Source organism: Micromonospora sp. S-DT3-3-22, assembly GCF_015354745.1.
Classification (GTDB): Bacteria; Actinomycetota; Actinomycetes; order Mycobacteriales; family Micromonosporaceae; genus Micromonospora; species Micromonospora wenchangensis.
In genome coordinates this window covers 25498-48012 of record NZ_JACGMO010000050.1, presented here as the reverse complement: position 1 = coordinate 48012, position 22515 = coordinate 25498, and the positions used below count along the sequence as shown (strand labels likewise).

The following is a 22515-nucleotide window of genomic DNA, read 5'->3' as shown; positions in this document are numbered from 1 at the left end:
GTCCATCCGCCGGTCGCCTCGTAGAGCACCCCGACGAGCAGCGGGCCGAGCGCGGCGATCACGTAGCCGGTGCTCTGCGCGAAGGCGGACAGCGCCACCGTGCCGTCGGCCGTGCAGGTGGGCGTCGAGCCAGTCCAGCCCCTCCCGCAGCGACTCGGCCAGCAGGCCGGGGCTGCCGTGCGTCCATGGGCCGACGGTGAGCCGGGTGGGCACGCCCGCCGCCCGCAGCGCGGCGTGGTCGGCGAGCTGGGTGGGGAGGAAGATGTCCTGCCAGCCGCTGACCATCGTCACCGGGGCGCGCACCTCGGCGATCCGCGCGCCGAAGACCCGGGTCCGCCAGTAGTCGGCGTCCGGCGTGTGGTGGCGCAGCCACTCCTGGAAGAACGGCACGGTCACCCCGGTCGCCACCCGGTCGGCCTCGGCCAGCGGCAGGTGGGCCAGGGCGGCGGCCAGCCGGGGCTGCCCGCGCTTGAGTTCCCACTGCCGGGCCAGCCACGGCACGGTCTGCGCCTGGAGCAGCTCGGCCCACGTGAGCACCGTGTCCAGGGCGAAGGACTCCCCCGCGTACGTCGAGTCGCGGGTGGCCGAGGCGGTGACCACGGCGACCATCGCGGCCAGTTCCTCCCCCGCGTCCGCGGCCAGCGCCCACTGGACGAAACCCTGGTAGCTGGCCCCGAACATGCCGAACCGGCCGCCGTACCAGGGTTGCCGGCGCAGCCAGTCGACGGTGTCCAGCCCGTCGTCGCGCTCGTGCACCAGCGGGTCGAACAGCCCGTCGGAGCCGTCGGTGCCCCGGCAGGACTGGAGCACCAGGTGGAAGCCGCGACCGGCGACGAGCCGGCCGAGCAGCCGCATCGGCCCGCCCCGCCCGTACGGCGTGCGGATCAGCACGGTCGGCGCGCCGGGCAGCCGGGGGGCGTAGTGGTCGGTGCGCAGCCGCGCCCCGTCGCGGGCCCGGACCGCGATGCCCCGGGTGACGTCGACCCGGTGGGTGGCGGCGGCCGGCAGGCGCAGCACGGCGGCGGCGAGGCGGGCGAGCGACCGGTCCGGCACGGCGCTCAGTCCGCCGGGCGGCGGGACGGTTCGGCGCGGGCGGCCCGCATGGCGTCGCGGTGCTCCCGCATCGAGGCGACCATGGCCGCCAGGAACCGGTGCACGACGGCCAGCTCGTCGTCGGTGAACCGGGCCATCACGTCGTCGGTACGCCGGCCGAGCGGGCCGAAGAAGCTCATCGCCAGGGCGGCCCCCTGGTCGGCGTAGTGCAGGAACACCTTGCGCCGGTCGGCGGTGTCCCGGTCCCGGCGGATGTGCCCGGCGCGTTCCAGCCGGTCGACCAGCGCGGTCACCGACCCGGAGGAGAGGTTGAGCTGTTCGCCGAGCCGGCCGGGGGTGATCGGGTCGCCGAGCAGTTCGGCGTCCATGACGGCGATCAGGGCGTGCAGGTCGGTCGGGTTGAGCCCGTGCAGGCCGGCGAACGCGTGCCCGATGTGCTGCGCGTCGACCGAGTACCGCCGCAGGTCGTTGGTGATGTCGGCCACCATCCGCCCGCGCGGGTCGTCCCGCCGCCGATACATCCCGTGCGTTGCCACGCCCGCCGTTGCCCCCTGTCGCTGTGCCCGGTTGCAGCATAGAACAGCTGCCGATAATCTCGGCTATCAAGATACTCGAAGGACGGGTTATCTTCCTGTCCGCGTTCCCACCGACAGACCACGAGGGCCTCCGATGTCTCTGTTCACCCGCGTCGCCCGCAGCCGGCTCGCCGCCTGGCTCACCGTGGCCGCCGCGATCGTCGTCGGCGCGGTCGTCTTCGGGCTCCCCAAGCCCGACAACCCCGCCCCCGTCTCGGCCACCGGCCTGTCCGTGCAGTGGCAGTCGACCCAGGTGGAACGCCTCCAGGACCAACTACCCGACAGCGACGTCCAACCGGCGATCGTCGTGGTCAGCCGGGACGACGGCAGCCCGCTGACCGACGCCGACCGGGCCGCCGTCACCGACCGCTCCGGCGCGCTGGGCCGGCTCGCCGTCGGCGGCCAGGTCAGCCCACCCCAGGTCTCCCCCGACGGCACCGTCGCGCTGCTCGCCGTCCCGCTGGACACCGCCGGCGGCCAGCAGGCCGTCGCCGACGAGGTGGCGAAGGTCCGCGACAGCCTCACCGGCCTGCCCGACGGGCTCACCGCCGCGGTCACCGGCGCACCCGCGTTCACCGCCGACCTGACCAAGGTCTTCGAGGGCGCCGACATCACCCTGCTCGCCGTCACCGCCGGTGTGGTCGCCCTGCTGCTGCTGATCACCTACCGCAGCCCGTTCCTGTGGATCGTGCCGCTGATCGTCGTCGCCGCCACCGAACAGCTCACCCTGCGGGCCGTCGACACCATCGTTCCGGCCGTCGGCATCAACCTCCAGGAGGGCGCGGTCACCGGCATCGCCAGCGTGCTGGTCTTCGGCGCCGCCACCGACTACGCCCTGCTGCTCATCGCCCGCTACCGGGAGGAGTTGCGCCGCGACGAGGACCGGTTCGCCGCCATGCGCGCCGCCGTCCGCCGGACCGCCGAACCGATCCTCGCCAGCGGCGGCACCGTCGTGCTCGGCGTGCTCACCCTGCTGCTGTCCGAGCAGGAGACCAACCGGGCGCTCGCCGTGGCCTGCGCCACCGGCGTCGTGTTCGCCATGCTCTCCGCGCTGTTCGTGCTGCCCGCCGTGCTGGTCATCTTCGGCCGGGGACTGTTCTGGCCGTTCGTGCCCAGGGTCGGCGGCCCCGCCCGGGAGGGCAAGCTGTGGGGCCGGCTCGGCGTCGCCGTGGTCCGCCGCCCGCTGCCGGTCGCCGTGCTGTCCACCCTGCTGCTCGCCGGCCTCGCCCTCGGCGGGCTCACCCTGCGCACCGGGCTGTCCGAGACCGAACAGTTCCGGGTCAAGCCCGAGGCGGTCGCCGGAGCCGAGACGCTGGCCCGCGCCTTCCCCGCCGGCACCACCCAACCGGTGGCGGTGCTCACCAACCCGGCCGCCGCCGCCGAGGTCACCCGGACCGCCGCCGCCGTCCCCGGGGTCGCCTCCGCCCGGCCCGGCGTGGCCGGCACCGCCGTCGCCCAGGTCGACGTGGTGCTGACCGACGAACCGGGCAGCCCGGCCTCCGACCGCACCATCGGGGCGCTGCGCGACGCGGTGGCCGCCGTACCCGGCTCCGCGCCGCCGACCGTCGCGGGTGCCGACCCCGCCGACGGGGCGCTCGTCGGCGGCACCGTCGCGGCCACCTACGACTCCGACGAGGCCAACACCCGGGACCTGCGGCTGATCCTGCCGATCATCCTGGTGCTCGTCTTCGCCGTGCTGGTGCTGCTGCTGCGCGGCCTGCTCGCCCCGCTGCTGCTGGTGCTCACCGTCATCGCGTCCTTCTTCGCCAGCCTCGGCGCGGCGTGGCTGCTCTTCGACCACGTGCTGGACTTCCCCGCGCTGGACAGCGGGGTGCTCCTGCTGGCCTTCGTGTTCCTCGTCGCGCTCGGCGTCGACTACAACATCTTCCTGGTCACCCGGGCCCGGGAGGACGCCCGCCGGGCCGGCACCCGCGACGGCATGCTCTCCGCCCTGCGGGTGACCGGTGGGGTGATCACCAGCGCCGGCATCCTGCTCGCCGCGGTCTTCGCCGTCCTCGGCGTGCTGCCCCTGATCCTGCTGACCCAGATCGGGATCATCGTGTGCATCGGCGTGCTGCTCGACACACTGCTGGTGCGTACCGTGCTGGTGCCGGCGCTGGCGTTCCTGCTCGGCGACCGGTTCTGGTGGCCGGGACGGATCGACCGGGAGGCCGACGACGACGCCGGGGCGGCCACGCCCGCGCCGGCCGTCGCCGCCCGGGACTGACCCGCCCCTCCGACCCGGTCGGGGGTCCCCACCTGCACCAGTGGGGGCCCCCGGCCGTCGGCGTACCCCCGGTGGACGTGTCGCCCGTCACGGCCGCTCCGGTCACCGGGAGCAGTGCCCGGACGGACCCGCACGGGCCCGCGTACGCTAGGAGACCGACCAGCAGGGTCGACACCCCCGGCACCGACAGACCGAAGATCACTGCGGCCTCGGCCGCGGTGACCGTCGCGACGACCAGGTGCCCGGCCGGCCCCGGGCCGACCGGCCCGCCGGTAGGGATCCGCAGACCCGCTGCTGGCACGGCCGGAACAGCAGTTCCGGCACAGATCCGGGCGGTGACGGGACGACCCCGACACCTGCCCCGGCAACCGCAGACAGGAGTATGGAGGGTATGCAGCTTCGCACCGACCTCCGCAATGTCGCCATCATCGCCCACGTCGACCACGGCAAGACGACCCTGGTCGACGCCATGTTGCGGCAGGCCGGCGCCTACGGGGCCCGTGGTGAGAACACCGAGCGCGTCATGGACTCGATGGATCTCGAACGGGAAAAGGGCATCACCATCCTGGCCAAGAACACCGGCGTGCGCTACCTCCCGGCGGACGGCTCCGACCCGGTCACCATCAACATCATCGACACCCCCGGCCACGCCGACTTCGGCGGCGAGGTCGAGCGGGGCCTGACCATGGTCGACGGGGTGGTGCTGCTGGTCGACGCCAGCGAGGGCCCGCTGCCGCAGACCCGGTTCGTGCTCCGCAAGGCGCTCAAGGCGCGGATGCCGATCATCCTGGTGATCAACAAGGTGGACCGGCCCGACGCCCGGATCAAGGAGGTCGTGGACGACACCTACGAACTCTTCCTCGACCTGGACGCCGACGAGGAGCAGATCGACTTCCCGATCGTCTACGCCTGCGCCCGCGACGGCATCGCCTCGCTGACCCAGCCCGCCGACGGCTCGGTGCCCGACGACAGCACCAGCCTGGAGCCGCTGTTCCGGACCCTGCTCGACACCATCCCGCCGCCCTCCTACGACGAGGACGCCCCGCTCCAGGCGCACGTCACCAACCTGGACGCCTCGCCGTTCCTCGGCCGGTTGGCGCTGTGCCGGGTGCGTCAGGGCACCATCAGCAAGGGCCAGACGGTGGCCTGGTGCCGCACCGACGGCAGCACCCAGCGGGTCCGCATCTCCGAGCTGCTGATGACCGAGGGCCTGGAGCGCAAGCCGGCCGACTCGGCCGGGCCCGGCGACATCATCGCCGTCGCCGGCATCCCCGAGATCATGATCGGGGAAACCCTGGCCGACGCGGAGAACCCGATCCCGCTGCCGCTGATCACCGTGGACGAGCCGGCCATCTCGATGACCATCGGCACCAACACCTCGCCGCTGGTCGGCCGGGTCAAGGGCGCCAAGGTCACCGCCCGGATGGTCAAGGACCGGCTCGACAAGGAGCTGATCGGCAACGTGTCGCTGCGGGTCCTGCCCACCGAGCGGCCGGACGCCTGGGAGGTGCAGGGCCGGGGCGAGCTGGCCCTGGCCATCCTGGTCGAGCAGATGCGCCGCGAGTCCTACGAGCTGACCGTCGGCAAGCCGCAGGTCGTCACCAAGGAGATCGACGGCAAGACCTGCGAGCCGGTCGAGCGGCTGACCATCGACGCCCCCGAGGAGTACCTGGGCGCGATCACCCAGCTCCTGGCCACCCGCAAGGGTCGGATGGAGCAGCTGGTCAACCACGGCACCGGCTGGATCCGGATGGAGTGGCTGGTGCCGGCGCGCGGCCTGATCGGCTTCCGTACCGAGTTCCTCACCGACACCCGGGGCACCGGCATCCTGCACCACGTCTTCGAGTCCTACGAGCCGTGGTTCGGTGAGCTGCGTACCCGCAACAACGGGTCGCTGGTGGCCGACCGCTCCGGCGTGGTCACCCCGTTCGCGATGATCAACCTTCAGGAGCGCGGCCAGCTCTTCGTCGAGCCCACCACCGAGGTGTACGAGGGCATGATCGTCGGGGAGAACTCCCGCTCCGACGACATGGACGTCAACATCACCAAGGAGAAGAAGCTCACCAACATGCGGGCCTCGACCTCCGACGAGACCGAGAAGCTGATCCCCCCGCGCAAGCTCTCCCTGGAGCAGGCGCTGGAGTTCTGCCGCGAGGACGAGTGCGTCGAGGTAACCCCGGTCGCCGTACGCATCCGCAAGGTGGTGCTGGACCAGACCCAGCGCGGCCGGATGGCCGCCCGCCGCAAGCACGCCGGCTGACCCACCCGGGTCGCATCCGTTGCCCCACCCCGCCTCACCCGGAGCCCCGGTCCGCCTCACCCGGACCGGGGCTCCGCCCGTCCCCACCCCGGGGCGCAACCGGCCCCGCCCCGGCTGTCCCCCGGGAGCCGCCGACCCACCCGGCTGCACCCTCCCGAGGGCCGCCGGGCCGTTCCGATGGACCGAATTCGGCTAGCGTCACGGGCATGACCTGGGATGACCTCGACGCCCGGCTGGACCGGGTGCCCGGCACCGTCTCGGCGTACCTGGGCCGACCCGACGCCCCACCCACCTGGACCCGCACCCCCGACGCCACCCACTACGCGGCCAGCACCATGAAGGTGGCGGTGCTGCTGGCCCTGCACCGGGCCGCCGAAGCCGACGCCCTCGACCTGGACGCCCCGGTGCCGGTGGTCAACGACTTCACCTCGGCCCGGCCGGACGCGCCCCGGTTCACCTGCGCCCGCCCCTACGACAACGACGACGCGGTCTGGCAACGGCTCGGCGGGCGGGCCACCCCGCGCTGGCTGGCCGACCGGATGATCACCCGGTCCAGCAACCTCGCCACCAACCTGATCATCGAACTCCTCGGCCTGCCCGCCGTCGCCGAGGCGTGGCGGCTCGCCGGGGCCCGGCACAGCGTCACCGGCCGGGGCATCGAGGACGCCGCAGCCCGGGAGGCCGGCATCACCAACCTGGTCACCCCCGCCGACCTGGCGGCCCTGCTCGGCGGGCTGGCCGTCGGCGCGCACCGGCCCGGCCCGCTGGCCTCCCCGGCGGCCTGCGCCGCCATGGTCGACGTGCTGCTGGACCAGCGCCACCGCGACGATCTCGCCGCCGGGCTGCCCGCCGGCACCCGGATCGCCCACAAGAACGGCTGGGTACGCGGCGTACGGCACAGCGCCGGCGTGGTCCTGCCCGACGACGCTCCCGCCTACGTGATCGCCGTCTGCACCACCACCGACCCCACCGCCACCCCCGACGACTCCGACGCCTGCCGGCTGCTGGCGGAGGTCTCCGCGACGGCCTGGGCCGCCCGGCACGACCTCACCGGCTGACCGGCGCGGCGGTCAGTCCAGCAGGTGGGTCCGCAGGGCGGCCCGGATCTGCGGGGTCACCCCCAACCCGTCGGCCAGGTACGCGTCGAACGACCCGTGCCGCCGGCGCACCTCGTCGAGGCCGGCGTCCAGGTACTCGGGGCGCACCTCCAGCACCGCCCGGGCCGTCTCCGGGTCCAGCTCCGGCCGCCGCCGCAGCATCGCCGCCGACGCCTCCGCGCGCAGCTCCACCGTCAACGCGTTGTGCCGCAGGTAGTCGGCCCGGACCGTCTCCTCGTCGACGCCGAGCGCGGTGAGCAGCACCACCGCCAGCCACCCGGTACGGTCCTTGCCCGCCGAGCAGTGGAACAGCAACGGCAGGTTGCCCGGATCGGCCGCCAGCCGCACCGCGCGGGCGAACCCCTCCCGGGCCGCCGCACCGCCGACGAACCACCGGTAGAGCTCCGCCATCGCCACCGCCGCACCCCGCCGGGCCGCCTCGTCGTGGCCGGTGAGGTCGTGACCGAGCAGCAGCGCCGACAGGTAGCCGAACCCGGGGTGCGCCGGGTCGAGCACCGGCAACCGGACCAGGCACGGGTCACCGACCAGCCGGTTCGGCGGGGCGAACGCCGTCTCGGTGTCGTCCCGCAGGTCCACCACGCAGGCCGGGGCGAGCCGGCCCAGCACCGTCAGGTCGGTCTCGGTCAACCGGCCCAGCGCCGGGGTGCGGATCAGCCGGCCGGGGCGTACCCGCCGGCCGTCACGGGTGGGCAGTCCGCCCAGGTCACGGGCGTTCGGCGCACCCACCAGCGTCCAGCTTGCCACGGTCATCGGCGCGCTCCTTCGGTGACGACGTGCGTATAGGGTGCCGCACATGACGATCGCCGTGGTACGCACCCACCGGCTGTCCGCGCCGTTGCACACCCCGTTCGTCACCGCGCTGCGCCGCACCACCACGGTGGAGACCCTGGTGGCGGAGGTGACCGACGCCGACGGGCGGTCCGGCTTCGGCGAGGCCCCGCAGGTGTGGCAGGTCACCGGGGCGTCGGTGGCCGGCGCGGAGTCCTGTGTCCGCGACGTGCTCGCCCCGGCGGTGGTCGGCCGGGACGCCGACGACGTGCTGGCCCGCTGCGCCGAGGTCGCGGCGGCGGTGGCCGGCAACGAGGCGGCCCGCGCCGCGCTGGACGTGGCGCTGCACGACCTGGCGGCACGGCGGCTCGGCGTACCCCTGGTGCGGTTGCTCGGTGGGACGGCGCTGCGGGTGCCGACGGACGTCACGCTGGCCGCCGGGGCCGGCGCGGACCTGGCGGTGGCCGCCCGGCAGCGACGCGACGAGGGCTTCGACGTGCTGAAGCTCAAGGTCGGCACCGACCCGGCGGGTGACCTGGAACGGGTCCGTGCGGTCCGGGCGGCCGTCGGCCCGCAGGTGCGCCTGCGGTTGGACGCCAACCAGGGGTGGACGCCCCGGGAGGCGGTCCGGGTGATCCGGGGCGTCGAGGACGCCGGGCTCGACGTGGAGCTGGTCGAGCAACCGGTGGCCCGGTGGGACCTGGACGGCATGGCCTGGGTCGCCGACCGGGTGGACGTGCCGATCCTCGCCGACGAGGCGGTGTTCGGGGTGCGGGACCTGGTCGCGGTGATCCGGCGGCGGGCGGCCGACCTGGTCAACGTCAAGCTCGCCAAGTGCGGCGGCCTACGCCCGGCGCGGACCCTGCTGGAGTTGGCCCGGGAACACGGGCTGGGCACCCTCGTCGGGTCCATGATGGAGACTCAGGTCGGGGTCGGCGCGGCGGCCAGCCTGGCCGCCGCCTACCGGACCAGCGCCGTGTCCGACCTGGACGCCGCCTGGTGGCTGGCCCGGTCACCGGTGCGCGGCGGGCTGCGGTACGAGGGTGCCACGGTGGTGCTGCCGGACGCGCCGGGGCTCGGCATCACCGCGGTGACCGAAACCGCGGTGACCGAAACAAAGATTCAGCGCCGAGGTTGATGATCGCAGTTTTCTTTCCTATGGTCCGGATGGGGCACCGACACGTGAGCCGGAGGTCGACGTGGAGTTGGAGCCGGGCCGGGAGGCCCTCGTCCGGGTGGCCGTCGCCACCCTCTGGACCGACCCCGGCGCGACCCGCCCGGTCGACCGGCCGGCCCTGGCGGTGCCCTCGGACACCGACGGCTGGATCACCGGGATGGACGCCAGCCAGCGGGTCGGTGACTGCGTGCTCAGTCAGCTGCTGCTCGGCGAACGGGTGCTGGTGACCGCCCTGCACCCCGACGGCTGGGCCCGGGTGGTCGCGGTGCAGCAGGCCGCACCCCGGCGCGACCCACGCGGCTACCCCGGCTGGCTGCCCACCGCCCAGCTCACCCCGGCCACCCCCGACGGCGGCCCGGCCGGCCCGCTCGTCGTCGACGCCGTCAGCACCGGCCTGCGGGTCGCCCCCGCCGGCCCGGTGGCCCTGCCCGGGGTCGTCCTCGGCACCCGGCTGCACCCGGCCGGCCCCGCCGTCGACGGGTGGCGGCCGGTACGGGTACCCGGACGGCCCGATCCACTGTGGGTCCCCGAGGCGGACGTCACCGACCCGCCGGCCACCCCGCCGACCGCCGACGACGTGCTCGCCGTCGCCACCCGGCTGCGCGACGTCGCGTACGTCTGGGGTGGGCTCTCCGGCCACGGGATCGACTGTTCCGGCCTGGTCCACCTGGTGTGGCGACGGTTCGGCGTGACACTGCCCCGCGACGCCGACGACCAGGCGGCGGCCACCACGCCCGTACCGGCCGGCGAGGAACGCCCCGGCGACCTGTACTTCTTCGCCCGACCCGGGCGGGACATCCACCATGTCGGCCTGGTGACCGCCGGCCGGGGGCCACGGATGCTGCACGCCTGCTACCGGCAGCGGCGGGTGCTGACCGAGCCGCTGCCGCCCGACCGGGTCGCCACCCTGGTCGGCGCGCACCGGGTCTGACCGGCAATGGGCGTCACCGGCAGTGCGGTGACGCCCATCGGTGACGCTACGGTCAGCGACGCGCCTCGATCAGCTCGCGCCGCCGGTCCCGGGACGACTTGACCAGGCTGGCCACCGTCGCCACGGCGAGACACCCGAGGATGACCGTCAACGACAGCCAGATCGGGATGTGCGGAGCCCAGGCGATCGGCTCACCACCGTTGAGGAACGGCAGGTTGTTGTCGGCCAGTGCCTCCAGCACCAGCTTGACGCCGATGAAGCCGAGCACCACCGCGAGGCCGTAGCTGAGGTAGACCAGCCGGTCGAGCAGCCCGCCCACCAGGAAGTAGAGCTGCCGCAGCCCCATCAGCGCGAAGACGTTCGCGGTGAAGACCAGGTACGGCTCCTTGGTGATCCCGAAGATCGCCGGGATCGAGTCCAGCGCGAAGATCAGGTCGGTGGTCCCGATCGCGATCATCACCACCAGCATCGGGGTGAACAGCCGCCGGCCGGCCTCGTACGTGGTGAGCTTCGCGCCGTCGTAGTCCCGCGACAACGGAAGCGCCTTGCGGCTCCACCGGATCAGGACGTTCTCCTTGAACTCGTCCTCCTCCGGCTCACCCTGGCGGGCCAGGTTGACGGCCGTGTAGATCAGGAACGCGCCGAAGATGTAGAACACCCAGGAGAACTGGGAGATCAGCGCCGCACCGGCGGCGATGAAACCACCCCGCATGACCAGGGCCAGCACGATGCCGATGAGCAGCACCTTCTGCTGGTACTTCCGGGGCACCCGGAACCGGGCCATGATGATCACGAAGACGAAGAGGTTGTCCACCGAGAGGCTGTACTCGGTGAGCCACCCCGTGTAGAACTGGCCGGCCACGTCGCCACCGGCGGTGACCCACAGCCCCGCCCCGAACAGCAGCGCCAGGCCGACGTAGAAGCTCACCCAGAGGCTCGACTCACGGACGCTGGGCTCGTGCGGCCGACGCCCGATGATGAAGAGATCGGCGAGGAGCACCGCCGTCAGTGCGACGAGGGTTCCCGCCCACACCATTCCGGACACGTTCAATCCATTCCTCCGGCAGACACGCGGCGTCGGGCACACCGTACGCCGCGTGACGGCGAGGTGGGCGACGACGCACACACTGGTGACTGTCGGAGGTCTCTTCCGCCAGCGACCCGCAGGCGGGGCGCTGACCGGCGGAGCCGGGTCGAGCTGTCGGGGGACGCTCGACCGTGCTGACGACTCCGTCGCGGGGGAATACTCCCCTCCTCGGCCGCCATTGTTCACCATCGAGGGCTACGGGCGCATCTCCTGCGGCGTGCATTGCCGGCAGCATCACGTTCCGACCCTCCCGGACCTGGCCGTCCCGGGTCGGCCCGGCCACCCCGCCCAATGCGTCCTAGGAGGCTGGGTGTAGTGGCATACGCGAGATTGATGGTGTTCTGCGGGGATGGAGGAGGGAGTCGCCCCGGCGCACCACGGGCGGGCCGCCTCGTGGCAGGCTGTCGGCATGGTGCTTGAGGTCGCGCTCATCGACGTACTGCCCGGACACGAGGACGATTTCGCCGCCGCCTACGCGCAGGCGCACGCCATCATCGTCGCCGCCGAGGGATGCCGCTCGGTCCGGATGACCCGGGGCATCGAGTCCCCCTCCCGGTTCGTGCTGCTGGTCGAGTGGGACTCGGTGCAGGCCCACGAGGACAACTTCCGGGCCACCGAGGCGTTCGGCAAGTGGCGGGCACTGATCGGCCCGCACTTCGCCGGTCCGCCCCGGGTCGAGCACTTCGTCGACGTACCGGCCTGAGCCGGGGCGGGACCGCGACCCGGCCCGCGGCACGGAGAATTCCGAAAGAATCCAATCCGGTCGATCCGATTCTGTCGTACCCCCGGGCTACCGTGCGGCGCACGCGCGGCAACCGGTCCCGACACGTTCGGGGGTGCCGGGTCCGGTTGGTCGCGCGGCGAACCACCCTGGCCGGCGGCCGCCGGCCCACACCCCGGATGGCGAGCGGCAGGCCCGACCCCGTACGACGGCCCCCGTCGGCGCGCCGACGTACGGGGTTAATCCGTGGCGTCCGCAATGGCCGTCCGGTTGACTGCCCGGATGACCGCACGGGTGTTCCTGGTGACCGGGGTGAGCCGACGGATCGGCATCGGCGCGGCGGTCGCCCGCACCCTCGCCGCCGACGGGCACCGGCTGCTGCTGACCGGGCTACCCGGCTACGACGAGGCGCAGCCCTACGGCGGCGACCCGCAGGGCGTACCGGCACTGCTGGCCGAGCTGGGCGGGGCCGCCGCCCACACCGCCGCCGACCTGCTCGACCCGGCCGCCCCGGCCGCGCTGGTCGCCGAGGCGGTACACCGGCACGGCCGGCTCGACGGGGTGGTGGCGACGCACGCCTACTCCACCCGCACCAGCCTGGGCGGATTGGACGCCGCCGAGATCGACCGGCACCTGCTGGTGAACGTCCGGGCCACCCTGCTCCTGGCCGACGCGTTCGCCACCGCCTTCACCGCCGGGTCGGGCGGCCGGTTGGTGCTCTTCTCCAGCGGGCAGCGCCTCGGCCCGATGCCCGACGAGTTGGCCTACGCGGCCAGCAAGGCGGGGGTGGAGAATCTCGCCGCGCAGCTCGCCCCGGTGCTGATGCCCCGGGGGATCACCGTCAACTGTCTCAACCCCGGGCCGACCGACACCGGCTACGCCCCACCCGAGGCGCACGCCGCCGTGGCGGCGCTCTTCCCGTCCGGCCGCTGGGGCACCCCGCAGGAGGCCGCCCGGCTGGTGCGGTTCCTCTGCTCACGGGAGGCGGACTGGATCACCGGCCAGGTCATCGACTCCGAGGGCGGCTTCAACCGCTACCGGTGAGCCCGGAGCGGCCACCCGACCGACGCCCTCCGGGGTCCGGGACGCCGTCCCGGCGCTCTCCCGTCCGTCCCACCCGGCCGCGTCGTCCGTGGCCGGATCGGCCGTCCCGGCGGCGAGGACGACGACCCGGCGGCGGAGCAGCTCCGCCGTCTCCGCCGCACCGAGCGCGGCGGCGGACAACCAGCCGGTCATCCGGTCGTAGCGCCCGACGTCGGCGTCGGAGGCCAGCCGCACGTCGGTGGTCAACGCCTCCAGCATCACCGTGCGCGGGTCGGCCGGGTCGGGGAACGAATAACACGAGAAGGCGGTCAACGGGTACGCCCCGCCGCGCGGGGCCGCCGTCCCCGGCACCACCCGGACCGTGACGTGCGGCAGCTCGGCCAGGGCCAGCAGGTGCTCCAACTGCTCGTGCCAGACGTCGGCGGGCAGCCCGGCGGGATCGCAGACCCGCTCGTCGAGCAGGGCCGTGTAGCGCGGCGGGTCGGGACGGCGCAACACCCCCTGCCGGGTGAGCCGGGCCCGCAGGTCGGCCTCGACGTCGACGTCCGGGTGCAGCAGCCGGCCGGCCGTGATCCGCAGCCGGGCGTAACCGGGCGCCTGGAGCAGGCCGGGCAGCACCGTCGGCTGGTACTCCACGATGGTCGCCGCCCCCGCCTCCAACTCGGCGTAGGTGCGCTGCCGCTCGCTCATCTCGCCGAGCGCCTTCCACCAGCCGCGACCGGTCGCCGCGTCGCGGGCGATGACGATCAGCGCCTCGCGCTGCGGCGACGGGACCTCGTAGATGTCGAGCAGGTCGAGCACGTCGGCCAGGTCCGGCCGGCTCTGCCCCAGCTCGATGCGGGACAGCTTGGAGGTGGAGGCCCAGCCCAGCCGGGCGCAGACCTGTTCCAGGGTCAGCGCCTCCCGCCTGCGCAACTGGCGCAGCTCGGCGCCGAGCCTCGCGCGTCGAATGACAGGACTCGATGACAATGGCATCCCGGCCTCCCCACGAGGGAGGGTACGCAGGATCATCACCCAGGGCAACAGTTTGCTTGCACACCGCAACGCCTATCTGAGTCGTCCTCGGATGACGCCGCCGTCGGACGGCCCCGAACGGCAGCCCCCCGTCTCTGCGGCTGCCGTTCGGGGCACCCCGGTCAGGGCCGGTAGGTGCCGAACGACCAGACGTTGCCGGCGGGGTCCCGGGCCGCGTAGTCCCGGGAACCGTAGTCGGTGTCGAACGGGCCCCGGATGATCTCCGCCCCGGCGGCCCGCGCCCGGTCGTGGTGGGCGTCCAGGTCGTCGACCGCCACGTAGACCGCGTAGTCGTCCTCGGCCGGCCGGTCCGGTCGCCCCCGGCCGGTGCCGAGCATGACGATGCCGTCGCCGAGCGCCAGTTCGGCGTGCGCCACCGTCCCGTCCGGGCCGTCGTGCACCGCGAGGACCCGGAACCCGAACGCGGTGCAGAGCCAGTCGATCGCCGCCCGGGCGTCGGGGTACCGGAAGGTCGGGTAGATGTTCGTCATGCGTCGAGTGTGCCGGCCGGCGCTCGGCCCGGATTGGACGAATGGGAACCCGGCGGGCCCAGCGTCGCCGGGGTCGTCCCGGTGAACTCCCGGAACTCCCGGATCAGGTGCGACTGGTCGTAGTACCCCCAGCGCACCGCCAGCTCGGCCCAGCCATCCACCGGCCCGGGGCGGTCCGGCGGGGCGGGCCCGGCGGGGACCGCGCCCTGCCGGCCCAGCGCCGCGTACGCCCGCTGGAAACGCAACAGCCGGGCCGTCGTCTTCGGACCCAGCCCCAGCTCCCGGCGGAACCGCGCGGCCAGGTGCCGGCGGCTCCACCCCAGCTCGTCGGCCAACGCGCCGATGCCGATCCGGCCGGCCGAGCCGGTGAGCAGGTCCCAGGCCCGGCCGAGGTGCGGATCGACCGGATCGGCGTCCGCCAGCCGGGCGTCGAGCGCCGCGTCGAGCAGGGCGAACCGGTGGGGCCAGTCCGGTGCCCCGGCCAGCCGGGCCCGCAACCGGTCGAGCCACGGGTCGGGCAGCCCGTCGACCGCCACCGCCCGGTTGGCCAACTCCCCCAACGGCACCCCGAGGACCCGACGGGCGGCCGGCGGGGTGAGCAGCAACTCCACCCCGGCACCGGCACCGGCCGTCGAGGTCGTGCAGTAGCCGTCGTACGGCCCGGCCACGAACGAGTCCACCCGGTACGCGCTGTGCGCCGCCGAGCGCGGGTTCAGCACGTCGAGCGGGGCGCCCCAGCCGAGGATGAGGACCACGAACGCGCCGGCCGCCTCGTGCCGGACCAGTGGCGGCGCGGCCCGCCCCGACGCCACGTCCACCGGGGTGCCCTCCCGGTAGCCCAGGTACCCGCCCACGACGGGACGCAGCCGTGCCGCCGGTACGCCGACCCGGACCTCGTCCAGCACCGGCCCGCCCGTCACTTCACCCCGGCGGCGTCCATCCCCCGCAGCTCCTTCTTGAGGTCGGCGACCTCGTCGCGGATCCGCGCGGCCAGCTCGAACTGCAACTCCCGGGCGGCGGCGAGCATCTGGTCGTTGAGCTCCTGGATGAGCTGTGCCAGGTCGGCGCGGGCCATCCCCTCCCGGGAGGGCGCGCCGGCGGTGGCCCGACCGCGACTGCGGGTCTCCTTGACCGGGGCCTTACCCCGGGACAGCTGCCGGGCGGCCCCGCCGACCCGGGCGTTCTCGGTGTCCTCCGCCTCCCGGTAGATGTCGTCGAGAATGTCGTGGATCTTCTTACGCAGCGGCTCGGGGCTGATCCCGTGCGCCTCGTTGTGCGCGATCTGCTTGGCCCGGCGACGGTTGGTCTCGTCGATCGCCGACGCCATCGAGGGGGTGATCTTGTCGGCGTACATGTGGACCTGGCCGGAAACGTTACGGGCGGCCCGGCCGATGGTCTGGATCAGCGACCGGCCGCTGCGCAGGAAGCCCTCCTTGTCGGCGTCGAGGATCGCCACCAGGGAGACCTCGGGCAGGTCGAGGCCCTCCCGCAGCAGGTTGATGCCGACCAGCACGTCGTAGTCGCCCTTGCGCAGCTCGCGCAGCAGCTCCACCCGGCGCAGGGTGTCGACCTCGGAGTGCAGGTAACGCACCCGGATGCCGTTCTCCAGCAGGTAGTCGGACAGATCCTCGGCCATCTTCTTGGTCAGCGTGGTGACCAGCACCCGCTCGTCGCGCTCGGTGCGCAGCTTGATCTCGTGCATCAGGTCGTCGATCTGCCCATTGGTCGGCTTGATCACGACCTCCGGGTCGATCAGGCCGGTGGGGCGGATGACCTGCTCGACGAACTCGCCCTGGGCCTGCTCCAGCTCCCACGGGCCGGGGGTGGCGGAGAGGAAGACCATCTGGCCGACCCGCTCCAGGAACTCGTCAAAGCGCAACGGCCGGTTGTCGGCGGCGCTGGGCAGCCGGAAGCCGTGGTCGATGAGCATCCGCTTGCGCGAGGCGTCGCCCTCGAACATGCCGCCGATCTGCGGGATGGTGACGTGCGACTCATCGACCACGGTGAGGAAGTCGTCGGGGAAGTAGTCGAGCAGGCAGTGCGGCGGGCTGCCGGGCAACCGGCCGTCGATGTGCATCGAGTAGTTCTCGATGCCGGAGCAGAAGCCGACCTGACGCATCATCTCCAGGTCGTAGGTGGTGCGCATCCGCAGCCGCTGCGCCTCCAGCAGCTTGCCCTGCCGTTCCAGCTCGGCCAGCCGCTCCGCCAGCTCGGCCTCGATGTCCCGGGTGGCCCGTTCCATCCGCTCGGGACCGGCCGCGTAGTGGGTGGCCGGGAAGATCAACAGGTTGTCGACCTCCTTGACCACGTCCCCGGTGAGCGGGTTGAGGTAGTAGAGCTTCTCCACCTCGTCGCCGAACAGCTCGATCCGGACGGCCAGCTCCTCGTACGCCGGGATGATCTCCAGGGTGTCGCCCCGGACCCGGAACGTGCCCCGCTGGAAGGCCATGTCGTTGCGGGTGTACTGGATGTCGACCAGGCGGCGCAGCAACTGGTCGCGGTCGAGTTCCTGCCCGACGACGACCCGGACGGCCCGGTCGAGGTACTCCTCCGGGGTGCCCAGGCCGTAGATGGCCGAGACGGTCGCCACCACGATCGTGTCCCGCCGGGTGAGCAGCGACATGGTCGCCTTGTGCCGCAGCCGCTCGACCTCCTCGTTGATCGAGGAGTCCTTCTCGATGTAGGTATCGGTCTGCGGAATGTACGCCTCGGGCTGGTAGTAGTCGTAGTAGGAGACGAAATACTCCACCGAGTTGTGCGGGAGCAGCTCGCTGAACTCCTTGGCGAGCTGGGCGGCGAGCGTCTTGTTGGGGGCGAGCACCAGGGTCGGCCGTTGCAGCCGCTCGACCAGCCACGCCGTGGTGGCGCTCTTGCCGGTGCCGGTGGCGCCGAGCAGCACGGTGTTACGGTCGCCGCGCCGCACCCGACGCTCAAGATCATCGATGGCGGCCGGTTGGTCGCCGGCCGGCTGGAACTCGCTGACGACCTGGAAGCGACCGTCGAGCCGGGGAATGTCGAGCGCCATGGTCCCCACGGTACGCCGGGGGTCCGACACCGCGCCGCGATCGCCGGACAGTCCGGTGATCACCTTCGATATTGCCATTGTGGCCCACATCGCAGAGGGCTAGCCTGGACACCGTAGGCCGCTCGCGGCGGCCGACCGCGGCGGTGGCCGGGCCCTCGACAGGCTCCCACCGCCCGGCACCTGGGGTCGCAGCACCCGGACATCACCGGCGTGCGCACCCCGCGTGGTCGCGCCCCTGGCGCAGACCGGCCGCCGCGAGCGCCCCTGCACGTCTCTCCCACCGCCACGGGCCACCCACCGATACCCCCGGGCCGCCCGCCTGCCCCGGGCGGCGTCACTCCGCCCCGGCCGGCCCGTTCAACCACACATGAACACCTCGCCCGACCAGCCACCACGCCCACCGGGAGCCGGTCCGGGCCGCCGCCGCGCCGGCCGCCACCACCGCGACGCCACCGAGGAGGGCACGTCGGGACGGCGGCGGACCAGCCTGGTCGCCCTGTTCGTGGTCGCCGTCACCGCCGCAGCCGCCCTCGTGGCCGGCCTGCTCGGCGGCACACCCGCCCCGACCGCGGCGGCGCGGGCGCTCACCGACGACGAGGCCGAGCGGCTCGCCGCCGTCCGGGTCGGCACCTACCGGGACGTCCGGGCCGGGGTACGGGTCGCCGTCGGCACCGGGGCCGGCCGCACCGACCTGGTCGGCTGGGTCGACTGGTCCCGCCCGCTGGCCTACCTCGACGTCGGCGGCCCGGGGGCCGGGCAGGACCGGGGTCTGGTGCAGGCCACCCCGTCGGCGGTGGTGCAGCGCCCCGACCCCGCCGCGATCGTGACCCCGGCCCGGCCACCGCTGGTGCCGCCCGGTGACCGCTGGCGGCTGCGGAACCCGCCACCCGGGCGGGGCCTGGCCGGGGCGCTCACCGTGCTCTTCGCGCTCGCCGCCGACCGGGCCGCACCCGCCGCTCCGCTACGTGCCGGTGGCGGCCGGTGGCTCGGCCGGGAGACCCTCGGCGGCGACCCGGTCGACGTCCTCCAGGCGGCGCTGTGGCCGCCCACCGGACCCGCCGCCACCACACCGGACGCCACCACACCCGCTACCACCGCGCCGGGCGGCCGTCCGGCCGACGACGCCGACCCCCGCTGGTGGGTCGACCGCGACGCGCGGCTGCGACGCTGGGCGGGTCGGCTCGCCGACGGCACCCCGATCACGGTGGACCTGGACCGGGTCGACCGGCCCACCCCGTGGCCCGTCGACGCGCTCGGCGGCCGGCCCGGGCTGCCCCGCGCCCCCACCGACGAGGAGACCGCCCGGCTGGGCCGGCTCGCCGCCCGGCTGCGCGCCGGGACCGGGAGCGCCGCCGTCACCGTGACCGCACCCCTCGGCAGCGCCGCCAACCTGCGGGGCGGTGGCTGGCTGAGCTGGACGGCAGGCGTCGCCTACCTCTCCGTCGCCGAACTGGACACCCTCGGCCGCCGGACGCTACGGCGTCGGGACCGGGCCGGCTTCGCCCGTGCGGACGTCCCGGTCGGACCGGACACCGCGGCCTCCGGCCCGTCGGCGGTGCCGCCGCTGCCGCTGCCGACCGGGGCCGGGTGGCGGCTCGCGGGCCAGCCGGCCGACGAGTTGGACACGCTGGTCGACGCGGCGGTACGGGCCGCAGCGCCGACCCGGGACGCCACCACGACGGTCCACGTCCGCAGCGACCGGCGGGCCGACCGCCCGGTGGACGTGTTCGAGGTACGCCGCCAGGGCCAGCGGCTGCGGTACTGGCTGGACCGTTCGGGCTTCCTGCACCGGTTGGAGCTGCGCACCACCGGCGGGCTGTGGGCGCAACTGGAGCTGACCCCCGGCCCACTGCCGGCGGGGATCGTCCCCGCCCACCAGAAGCCGTCCCCGCCCACGAAGCGCGGTTGACCCGGCAGGACGGTCAGGGCCGCCAGCCGGTCTGCGCCGCCCACGCCTGCGCCCGCAGGTACTCCTCGGCGAACCACGGGTCGTCGGCGGTGCCGGGCCCGGCGTCGTTCGGCGCCGAAGCCGCCAGCTCCCGCTTCACCAGCAGGTACGCCGCCCGCTGATCGGGGTCGGCGCGCAGGTGGTCACGCATCAGCAGGGCGTGCCGCCAGCCGGGCGAGCCCGCCACCCGCAGGTGGACGGCGACCGGCCGGCCCGGATCGGCGCTGCCGTGCAGCCGCTGCTCCCAGCCCTCGTCACCGCCTTCATCCGCCCCGGCGTCACGACCCGCCCAGCGGGGACGGGTCCCCCGCACGCCGGGCACCCTCGGGAAGCCGGCGTCGGCGAGCCGGCGCGCCACCGGACCGTCCGCCTCGGCCAACGACGGCACGGTCACCTGCACGTCGATGACGTCCCGCCCGGCCAGCCCGGGGACGGCGGTCGAGCCGACGTGGTCGATCCGCAGGTCGTCGGGGGCCAGCGCGTGCCGGATCCGGGCGGCGAGCCGGGCGTACTGCTGCGGCCAGGTCGGGTCCGGCGTGGTCGGCACCGCCGGGGAGCCCGGGACCACCCGCTGTTCCCGCACGTTGCGCTCGTAGGGCACCAGGCGTGCCGACCAGAGGGCGTCCACGGCGGCGTGCAGCTCGTCGAGGCCGCCGTCGTTGTGGAGCATCACGTCGGCCGCCGCGCGGCGACGGGCGTCGTCGGCCTGCGCGGCGATCCGCCGCCCGGCCTCCGCGCGGCTCATCCCCCGGCTCCGCGCCAACCGCTCCACCCGGATGGCCACGGCCGTCTGCACCACCACCACCAGGTGGTACGTGGGCGCGAGCCCCACCTCCACCAGCAGTGGTACGTCGTTGACCACCACCGCGTCGGCGGGCGCCGCGGCGAACAGCTCGGCGGACCGGGCCCGTACCCGGGGATGGGTGATCTCCTCCAACCGGCGACGGGCGGTCGCGTCGGCGAAGACCAGCGCGCCCAGCGCCGCCCGGTCCAGTGCCCCGTCGGCGGTCAGCACCCGCTCGGAGAAGGCGGCGACGACCGCGGCCAGCCCCTCGGTGCCCGGTGCCACCACCTCCCGGGCGATCCGGTCGGAGTCGACGATCACCGCGCCCCGCTCGGCCAGCCGGGTCGCCACGGCGCTCTTGCCGGACCCGATGCCACCGGTCAACCCCACCCTCAGCACCGACCCAGTCAACCGGATCGGCCTGCACCACACCACACCGCCCCGGCACCACCACGCCGAACCGGACCGCCGCACCCGGGTCCGCCACACCTGGAGTCGCCTCGCGACGTCCGCGAGGTAGCGGTATCCGACGCCGACGAGACCGCAACATCGCCGATCCTGAGTCGATCATCTCCGTCGCGGGGTGGGGTGAACGGGGGCAGGGCGGGAGCGGAGGCAGCCGGAGACGGCACAGAGCCCCGCCCCCGGTCCGCGTGGCGGATCGGGGGCGGGGCTCCTGTGTCAGCGGCTACCCGGACCCGGGTGCGACGTCAGACGTCGTACCGGGTCGCAGTGGTCACCGGCTCACTTGCCGCCGGCGAGCTTCTCCCGCAGCGCGGCGAGCGCCTCGTCGGTGGCCAGGGTGCCGGCCGGCTCCTCGGCCTGCCGGCTCGGGGCCGACGAGCTGGTCGAGGTGGTGGTGCCACCGGTGGCGACCGGCGGGGCCGGGTTGGCAGCGGCCTCGGCGTCGGCGGCCCGGGAGGTCTGCACCTGCTTGGTGTGGGCCTCCCAGCGCTGACGCGCCTCGGCGTACTGGTTCTCCCAGGTCTCGCGCTGCTTGTCGTACCCCTCGAGCCACTCGCCCGTCTCCGGGTCGAAGCCCTCCGGGTAGATGTAGTTGCCCTCGTTGTCGTACGTCGCGGCCATGCCGTAGAGGGTCGGGTCGAAGTGCTCCTCGCCCTCGACGAAGCCCTCGTTGGCCTGCTTGAGCGACAGCGAGATCCGGCGACGCTCCAGGTCGATGTCGATGACCTTGACCATGACCTCGGAGCCGACCTGGACGACCTGCTCCGGGATCTCCACGTGGCGCTCGGCCAGCTCGGAGATGTGGACCAGGCCCTCGATGCCGTCGTCGACCCGGACGAACGCGCCGAACGGCACCAGCTTGGTGACCTTACCCGGCACGATCTGCTGGATCGCGTGGGTACGGGCGAACTGCCGCCACGGGTCCTCCTGGGTCGCCTTCAGCGACAGCGAGACCCGCTCGCGGTCCAGGTCGACGTCCAGAACCTCGACCTCGACCTCCTGGCCCACCTCGACGACCTCGGACGGGTGGTCGATGTGCTTCCAGGACAGCTCGGAGACGTGCACCAGGCCGTCCACGCCGCCCAGGTCGACGAACGCGCCGAAGTTGACGATCGAGGAGACGACGCCCTTGCGGACCTGCCCCTTCTGGAGCTTGTTGAGGAACTCGGTGCGCACCTCGGACTGCGTCTGCTCCAGCCAGGCCCGGCGGGACAGGACCACGTTGTTGCGGTTCTTGTCCAGCTCGATGATCTTGGCTTCGAGCTCGCGGCCGACGTACGGCTGCAGGTCACGCACCCGCCGCATCTCGACCAGCGACGCGGGCAGGAAGCCGCGCAGGCCGATGTCGAGGATGAGACCACCCTTGACGACCTCGATGACCGAGCCGCGGACGACACCGTCCTCGTCCTTGATCTTCTCGATCGTGCCCCAGGCCCGCTCGTACTGCGCCCGCTTCTTGGAGAGGATCAGCCGCCCCTCCTTGTCCTCCTTCTGAAGGACCAGGGCCTCGATGTGGTCACCGACCGAGACGACCTCGGCGGGGTCCACGTCGTGCTTGATCGACAACTCCCGCGAGGGGATGACACCCTCGGTCTTGTAGCCGATGTCGAGCAGGACCTCGTCCCGATCGACCTTGACGACGGTGCCTTCGACAATGTCGCCGTCGTTGAAGTACTTGATGGTCTCGTCGATCGCGGCGAGGAAAGCCTCCTCGGAACCGAGATCGTCGTGGGTGACCCGGGTGGCGCTCGAGGGGGCCTCGATGCTGCTCGTCATGTGGGCGGTTGCTCCGGTCGGATGGGTTGTCACAGCAGGCGTGGTGTCGCA

Annotated in this window: 17 protein-coding genes and 1 pseudogene; 8 read left to right on the top strand and 10 right to left on the bottom strand. The window is 73.6% G+C overall.

Annotated elements, in window-relative coordinates; translation table 11 throughout:
* On the bottom strand, positions 1–1053 hold a 1053-nt coding region (locus H1A17_RS16525), incomplete at its 3' end, for a CocE/NonD family hydrolase (RefSeq protein ID WP_194822270.1).
* A 5-nt stretch (positions 1054–1058) separates the two neighbouring features.
* The gene (locus tag H1A17_RS16520) at positions 1059–1574 is read right to left on the bottom strand and encodes a MarR family winged helix-turn-helix transcriptional regulator (protein WP_145920888.1); all 516 of its coding nucleotides are present in this window, start codon (positions 1572–1574) and stop codon (positions 1059–1061) included.
* A gap of 148 nt (positions 1575–1722) precedes the next feature.
* Here H1A17_RS16520 and H1A17_RS16515 point away from each other — a divergent pair, with 148 nt between their 5' ends.
* The 3 genes from H1A17_RS16515 (at position 1723) to H1A17_RS16505 (ending at position 7173) form a co-directional block, all read left to right on the top strand.
* Positions 1723–3855 (top strand): efflux RND transporter permease subunit, encoded by a 2133-nt coding sequence (locus tag H1A17_RS16515; RefSeq protein ID WP_145920889.1) that lies wholly within the window; start codon positions 1723–1725, stop codon positions 3853–3855.
* A 391-nt stretch (positions 3856–4246) separates the two neighbouring features.
* The gene (gene typA / locus H1A17_RS16510; RefSeq protein WP_145920890.1) at positions 4247–6115 is read left to right on the top strand and encodes a translational GTPase TypA; all 1869 of its coding nucleotides are present in this window, start codon (positions 4247–4249) and stop codon (positions 6113–6115) included.
* Between the two features lie 206 nt (positions 6116–6321).
* On the top strand, positions 6322–7173 hold the full coding sequence (locus tag H1A17_RS16505) for a serine hydrolase (protein WP_194822269.1): 852 nt from the start codon (positions 6322–6324) through the stop codon (positions 7171–7173).
* Between the two features lie 12 nt (positions 7174–7185).
* Here the strand turns inward: H1A17_RS16505 and H1A17_RS16500 are convergent, their stop codons facing one another.
* Positions 7186–7983 (bottom strand): tyrosine-protein phosphatase, encoded by a 798-nt coding sequence (locus H1A17_RS16500; protein WP_194822268.1) that lies wholly within the window; start codon positions 7981–7983, stop codon positions 7186–7188.
* A 43-nt stretch (positions 7984–8026) separates the two neighbouring features.
* Here H1A17_RS16500 and H1A17_RS16495 point away from each other — a divergent pair, with 43 nt between their 5' ends.
* Both H1A17_RS16495 and H1A17_RS16490 read left to right on the top strand, forming a co-directional pair.
* On the top strand, positions 8027–9139 hold the full coding sequence (locus H1A17_RS16495) for a mandelate racemase/muconate lactonizing enzyme family protein (RefSeq protein WP_145920893.1): 1113 nt from the start codon (positions 8027–8029) through the stop codon (positions 9137–9139).
* 61 nt (positions 9140–9200) lie between these two features.
* Positions 9201–10109: a C40 family peptidase gene (locus H1A17_RS16490; RefSeq protein ID WP_145920894.1), complete on the top strand. Its 909-nt coding sequence runs from the start codon at positions 9201–9203 to the stop codon at positions 10107–10109.
* Positions 10110–10161: 52 nt separating this feature from the next.
* Here H1A17_RS16490 and H1A17_RS16485 read toward each other — a convergent pair whose 3' ends face one another.
* The gene (locus H1A17_RS16485) at positions 10162–11160 is read right to left on the bottom strand and encodes a TerC family protein (RefSeq protein ID WP_145920895.1); all 999 of its coding nucleotides are present in this window, start codon (positions 11158–11160) and stop codon (positions 10162–10164) included.
* Positions 11161–11605: 445 nt separating this feature from the next.
* Between H1A17_RS16485 and H1A17_RS16480 the strand changes: the two genes are divergently transcribed.
* Positions 11606–11899, top strand: coding sequence for an antibiotic biosynthesis monooxygenase (locus tag H1A17_RS16480; RefSeq protein WP_088645080.1), 294 nt, complete (start codon positions 11606–11608; stop codon positions 11897–11899).
* A gap of 300 nt (positions 11900–12199) precedes the next feature.
* Positions 12200–12961: an SDR family oxidoreductase gene (locus H1A17_RS16475; RefSeq protein ID WP_145920896.1), complete on the top strand. Its 762-nt coding sequence runs from the start codon at positions 12200–12202 to the stop codon at positions 12959–12961.
* Between the two features lie 123 nt (positions 12962–13084).
* Here H1A17_RS16475 and H1A17_RS16470 read toward each other — a convergent pair.
* From H1A17_RS16470 to uvrB, 4 genes and pseudogenes are all read right to left on the bottom strand, one after another.
* Positions 13085–13936: pseudogene (locus tag H1A17_RS16470) on the bottom strand (helix-turn-helix domain-containing protein); the annotation flags it as partial.
* A 161-nt stretch (positions 13937–14097) separates the two neighbouring features.
* Entirely contained in the window at positions 14098–14466 is a 369-nt protein-coding gene (locus tag H1A17_RS16465; protein ID WP_145920898.1) for a VOC family protein, read from the bottom strand.
* Positions 14463–15371: a helix-turn-helix domain-containing protein gene (locus H1A17_RS16460; protein ID WP_194822266.1), complete on the bottom strand. Its 909-nt coding sequence runs from the start codon at positions 15369–15371 to the stop codon at positions 14463–14465. Before H1A17_RS16460 ends, H1A17_RS16465 begins: the two co-directional genes overlap by 4 nt.
* 11 nt (positions 15372–15382) lie before the next feature.
* Positions 15383–17491, bottom strand: a complete 2109-nt coding sequence (gene uvrB / locus H1A17_RS16455) for an excinuclease ABC subunit UvrB (protein WP_194822265.1) — start codon at positions 17489–17491, stop codon at positions 15383–15385.
* 367 nt (positions 17492–17858) lie between these two features.
* Between uvrB and H1A17_RS16450 the strand changes: the two genes are divergently transcribed.
* Positions 17859–19400, top strand: a complete 1542-nt coding sequence (locus tag H1A17_RS16450) for a hypothetical protein (protein ID WP_194822264.1) — start codon at positions 17859–17861, stop codon at positions 19398–19400.
* Positions 19401–19413: 13 nt separating this feature from the next.
* Here the strand turns inward: H1A17_RS16450 and coaE are convergent, their stop codons facing one another.
* Both coaE and rpsA read right to left on the bottom strand, forming a co-directional pair.
* Positions 19414–20622: a dephospho-CoA kinase gene (coaE, locus tag H1A17_RS16445; protein WP_145920902.1), complete on the bottom strand. Its 1209-nt coding sequence runs from the start codon at positions 20620–20622 to the stop codon at positions 19414–19416.
* 345 nt (positions 20623–20967) lie between these two features.
* Entirely contained in the window at positions 20968–22464 is a 1497-nt protein-coding gene (gene rpsA / locus H1A17_RS16440; RefSeq protein WP_088643126.1) for a 30S ribosomal protein S1, read from the bottom strand.
* Positions 22465–22515 lie beyond the last annotated feature (51 nt).

Coding starts and splice junctions, on each gene's coding strand:
- H1A17_RS16515 (WP_145920889.1), top strand. CDS start 1,723: ATGTCTCTGTTCACCCGCGTCGCCCGCAGCCGGCTCGCCGCCTGGCTC.
- H1A17_RS16520 (WP_145920888.1), bottom strand. CDS start 1,574: ATGTATCGGCGGCGGGACGACCCGCGCGGGCGGATGGTGGCCGACATC.
- H1A17_RS16505 (WP_194822269.1), top strand. CDS start 6,322: ATGACCTGGGATGACCTCGACGCCCGGCTGGACCGGGTGCCCGGCACC.
- H1A17_RS16465 (WP_145920898.1), bottom strand. CDS start 14,466: ATGACGAACATCTACCCGACCTTCCGGTACCCCGACGCCCGGGCGGCG.
- typA (WP_145920890.1), top strand. CDS start 4,247: ATGCAGCTTCGCACCGACCTCCGCAATGTCGCCATCATCGCCCACGTC.
- rpsA (WP_088643126.1), bottom strand. CDS start 22,464: ATGACGAGCAGCATCGAGGCCCCCTCGAGCGCCACCCGGGTCACCCAC.
- H1A17_RS16450 (WP_194822264.1), top strand. CDS start 17,859: ATGAACACCTCGCCCGACCAGCCACCACGCCCACCGGGAGCCGGTCCG.
- H1A17_RS16480 (WP_088645080.1), top strand. CDS start 11,606: ATGGTGCTTGAGGTCGCGCTCATCGACGTACTGCCCGGACACGAGGAC.
- H1A17_RS16500 (WP_194822268.1), bottom strand. CDS start 7,983: ATGACCGTGGCAAGCTGGACGCTGGTGGGTGCGCCGAACGCCCGTGAC.
- H1A17_RS16495 (WP_145920893.1), top strand. CDS start 8,027: ATGACGATCGCCGTGGTACGCACCCACCGGCTGTCCGCGCCGTTGCAC.
- H1A17_RS16475 (WP_145920896.1), top strand. CDS start 12,200: ATGACCGCACGGGTGTTCCTGGTGACCGGGGTGAGCCGACGGATCGGC.
- uvrB (WP_194822265.1), bottom strand. CDS start 17,491: ATGGCGCTCGACATTCCCCGGCTCGACGGTCGCTTCCAGGTCGTCAGC.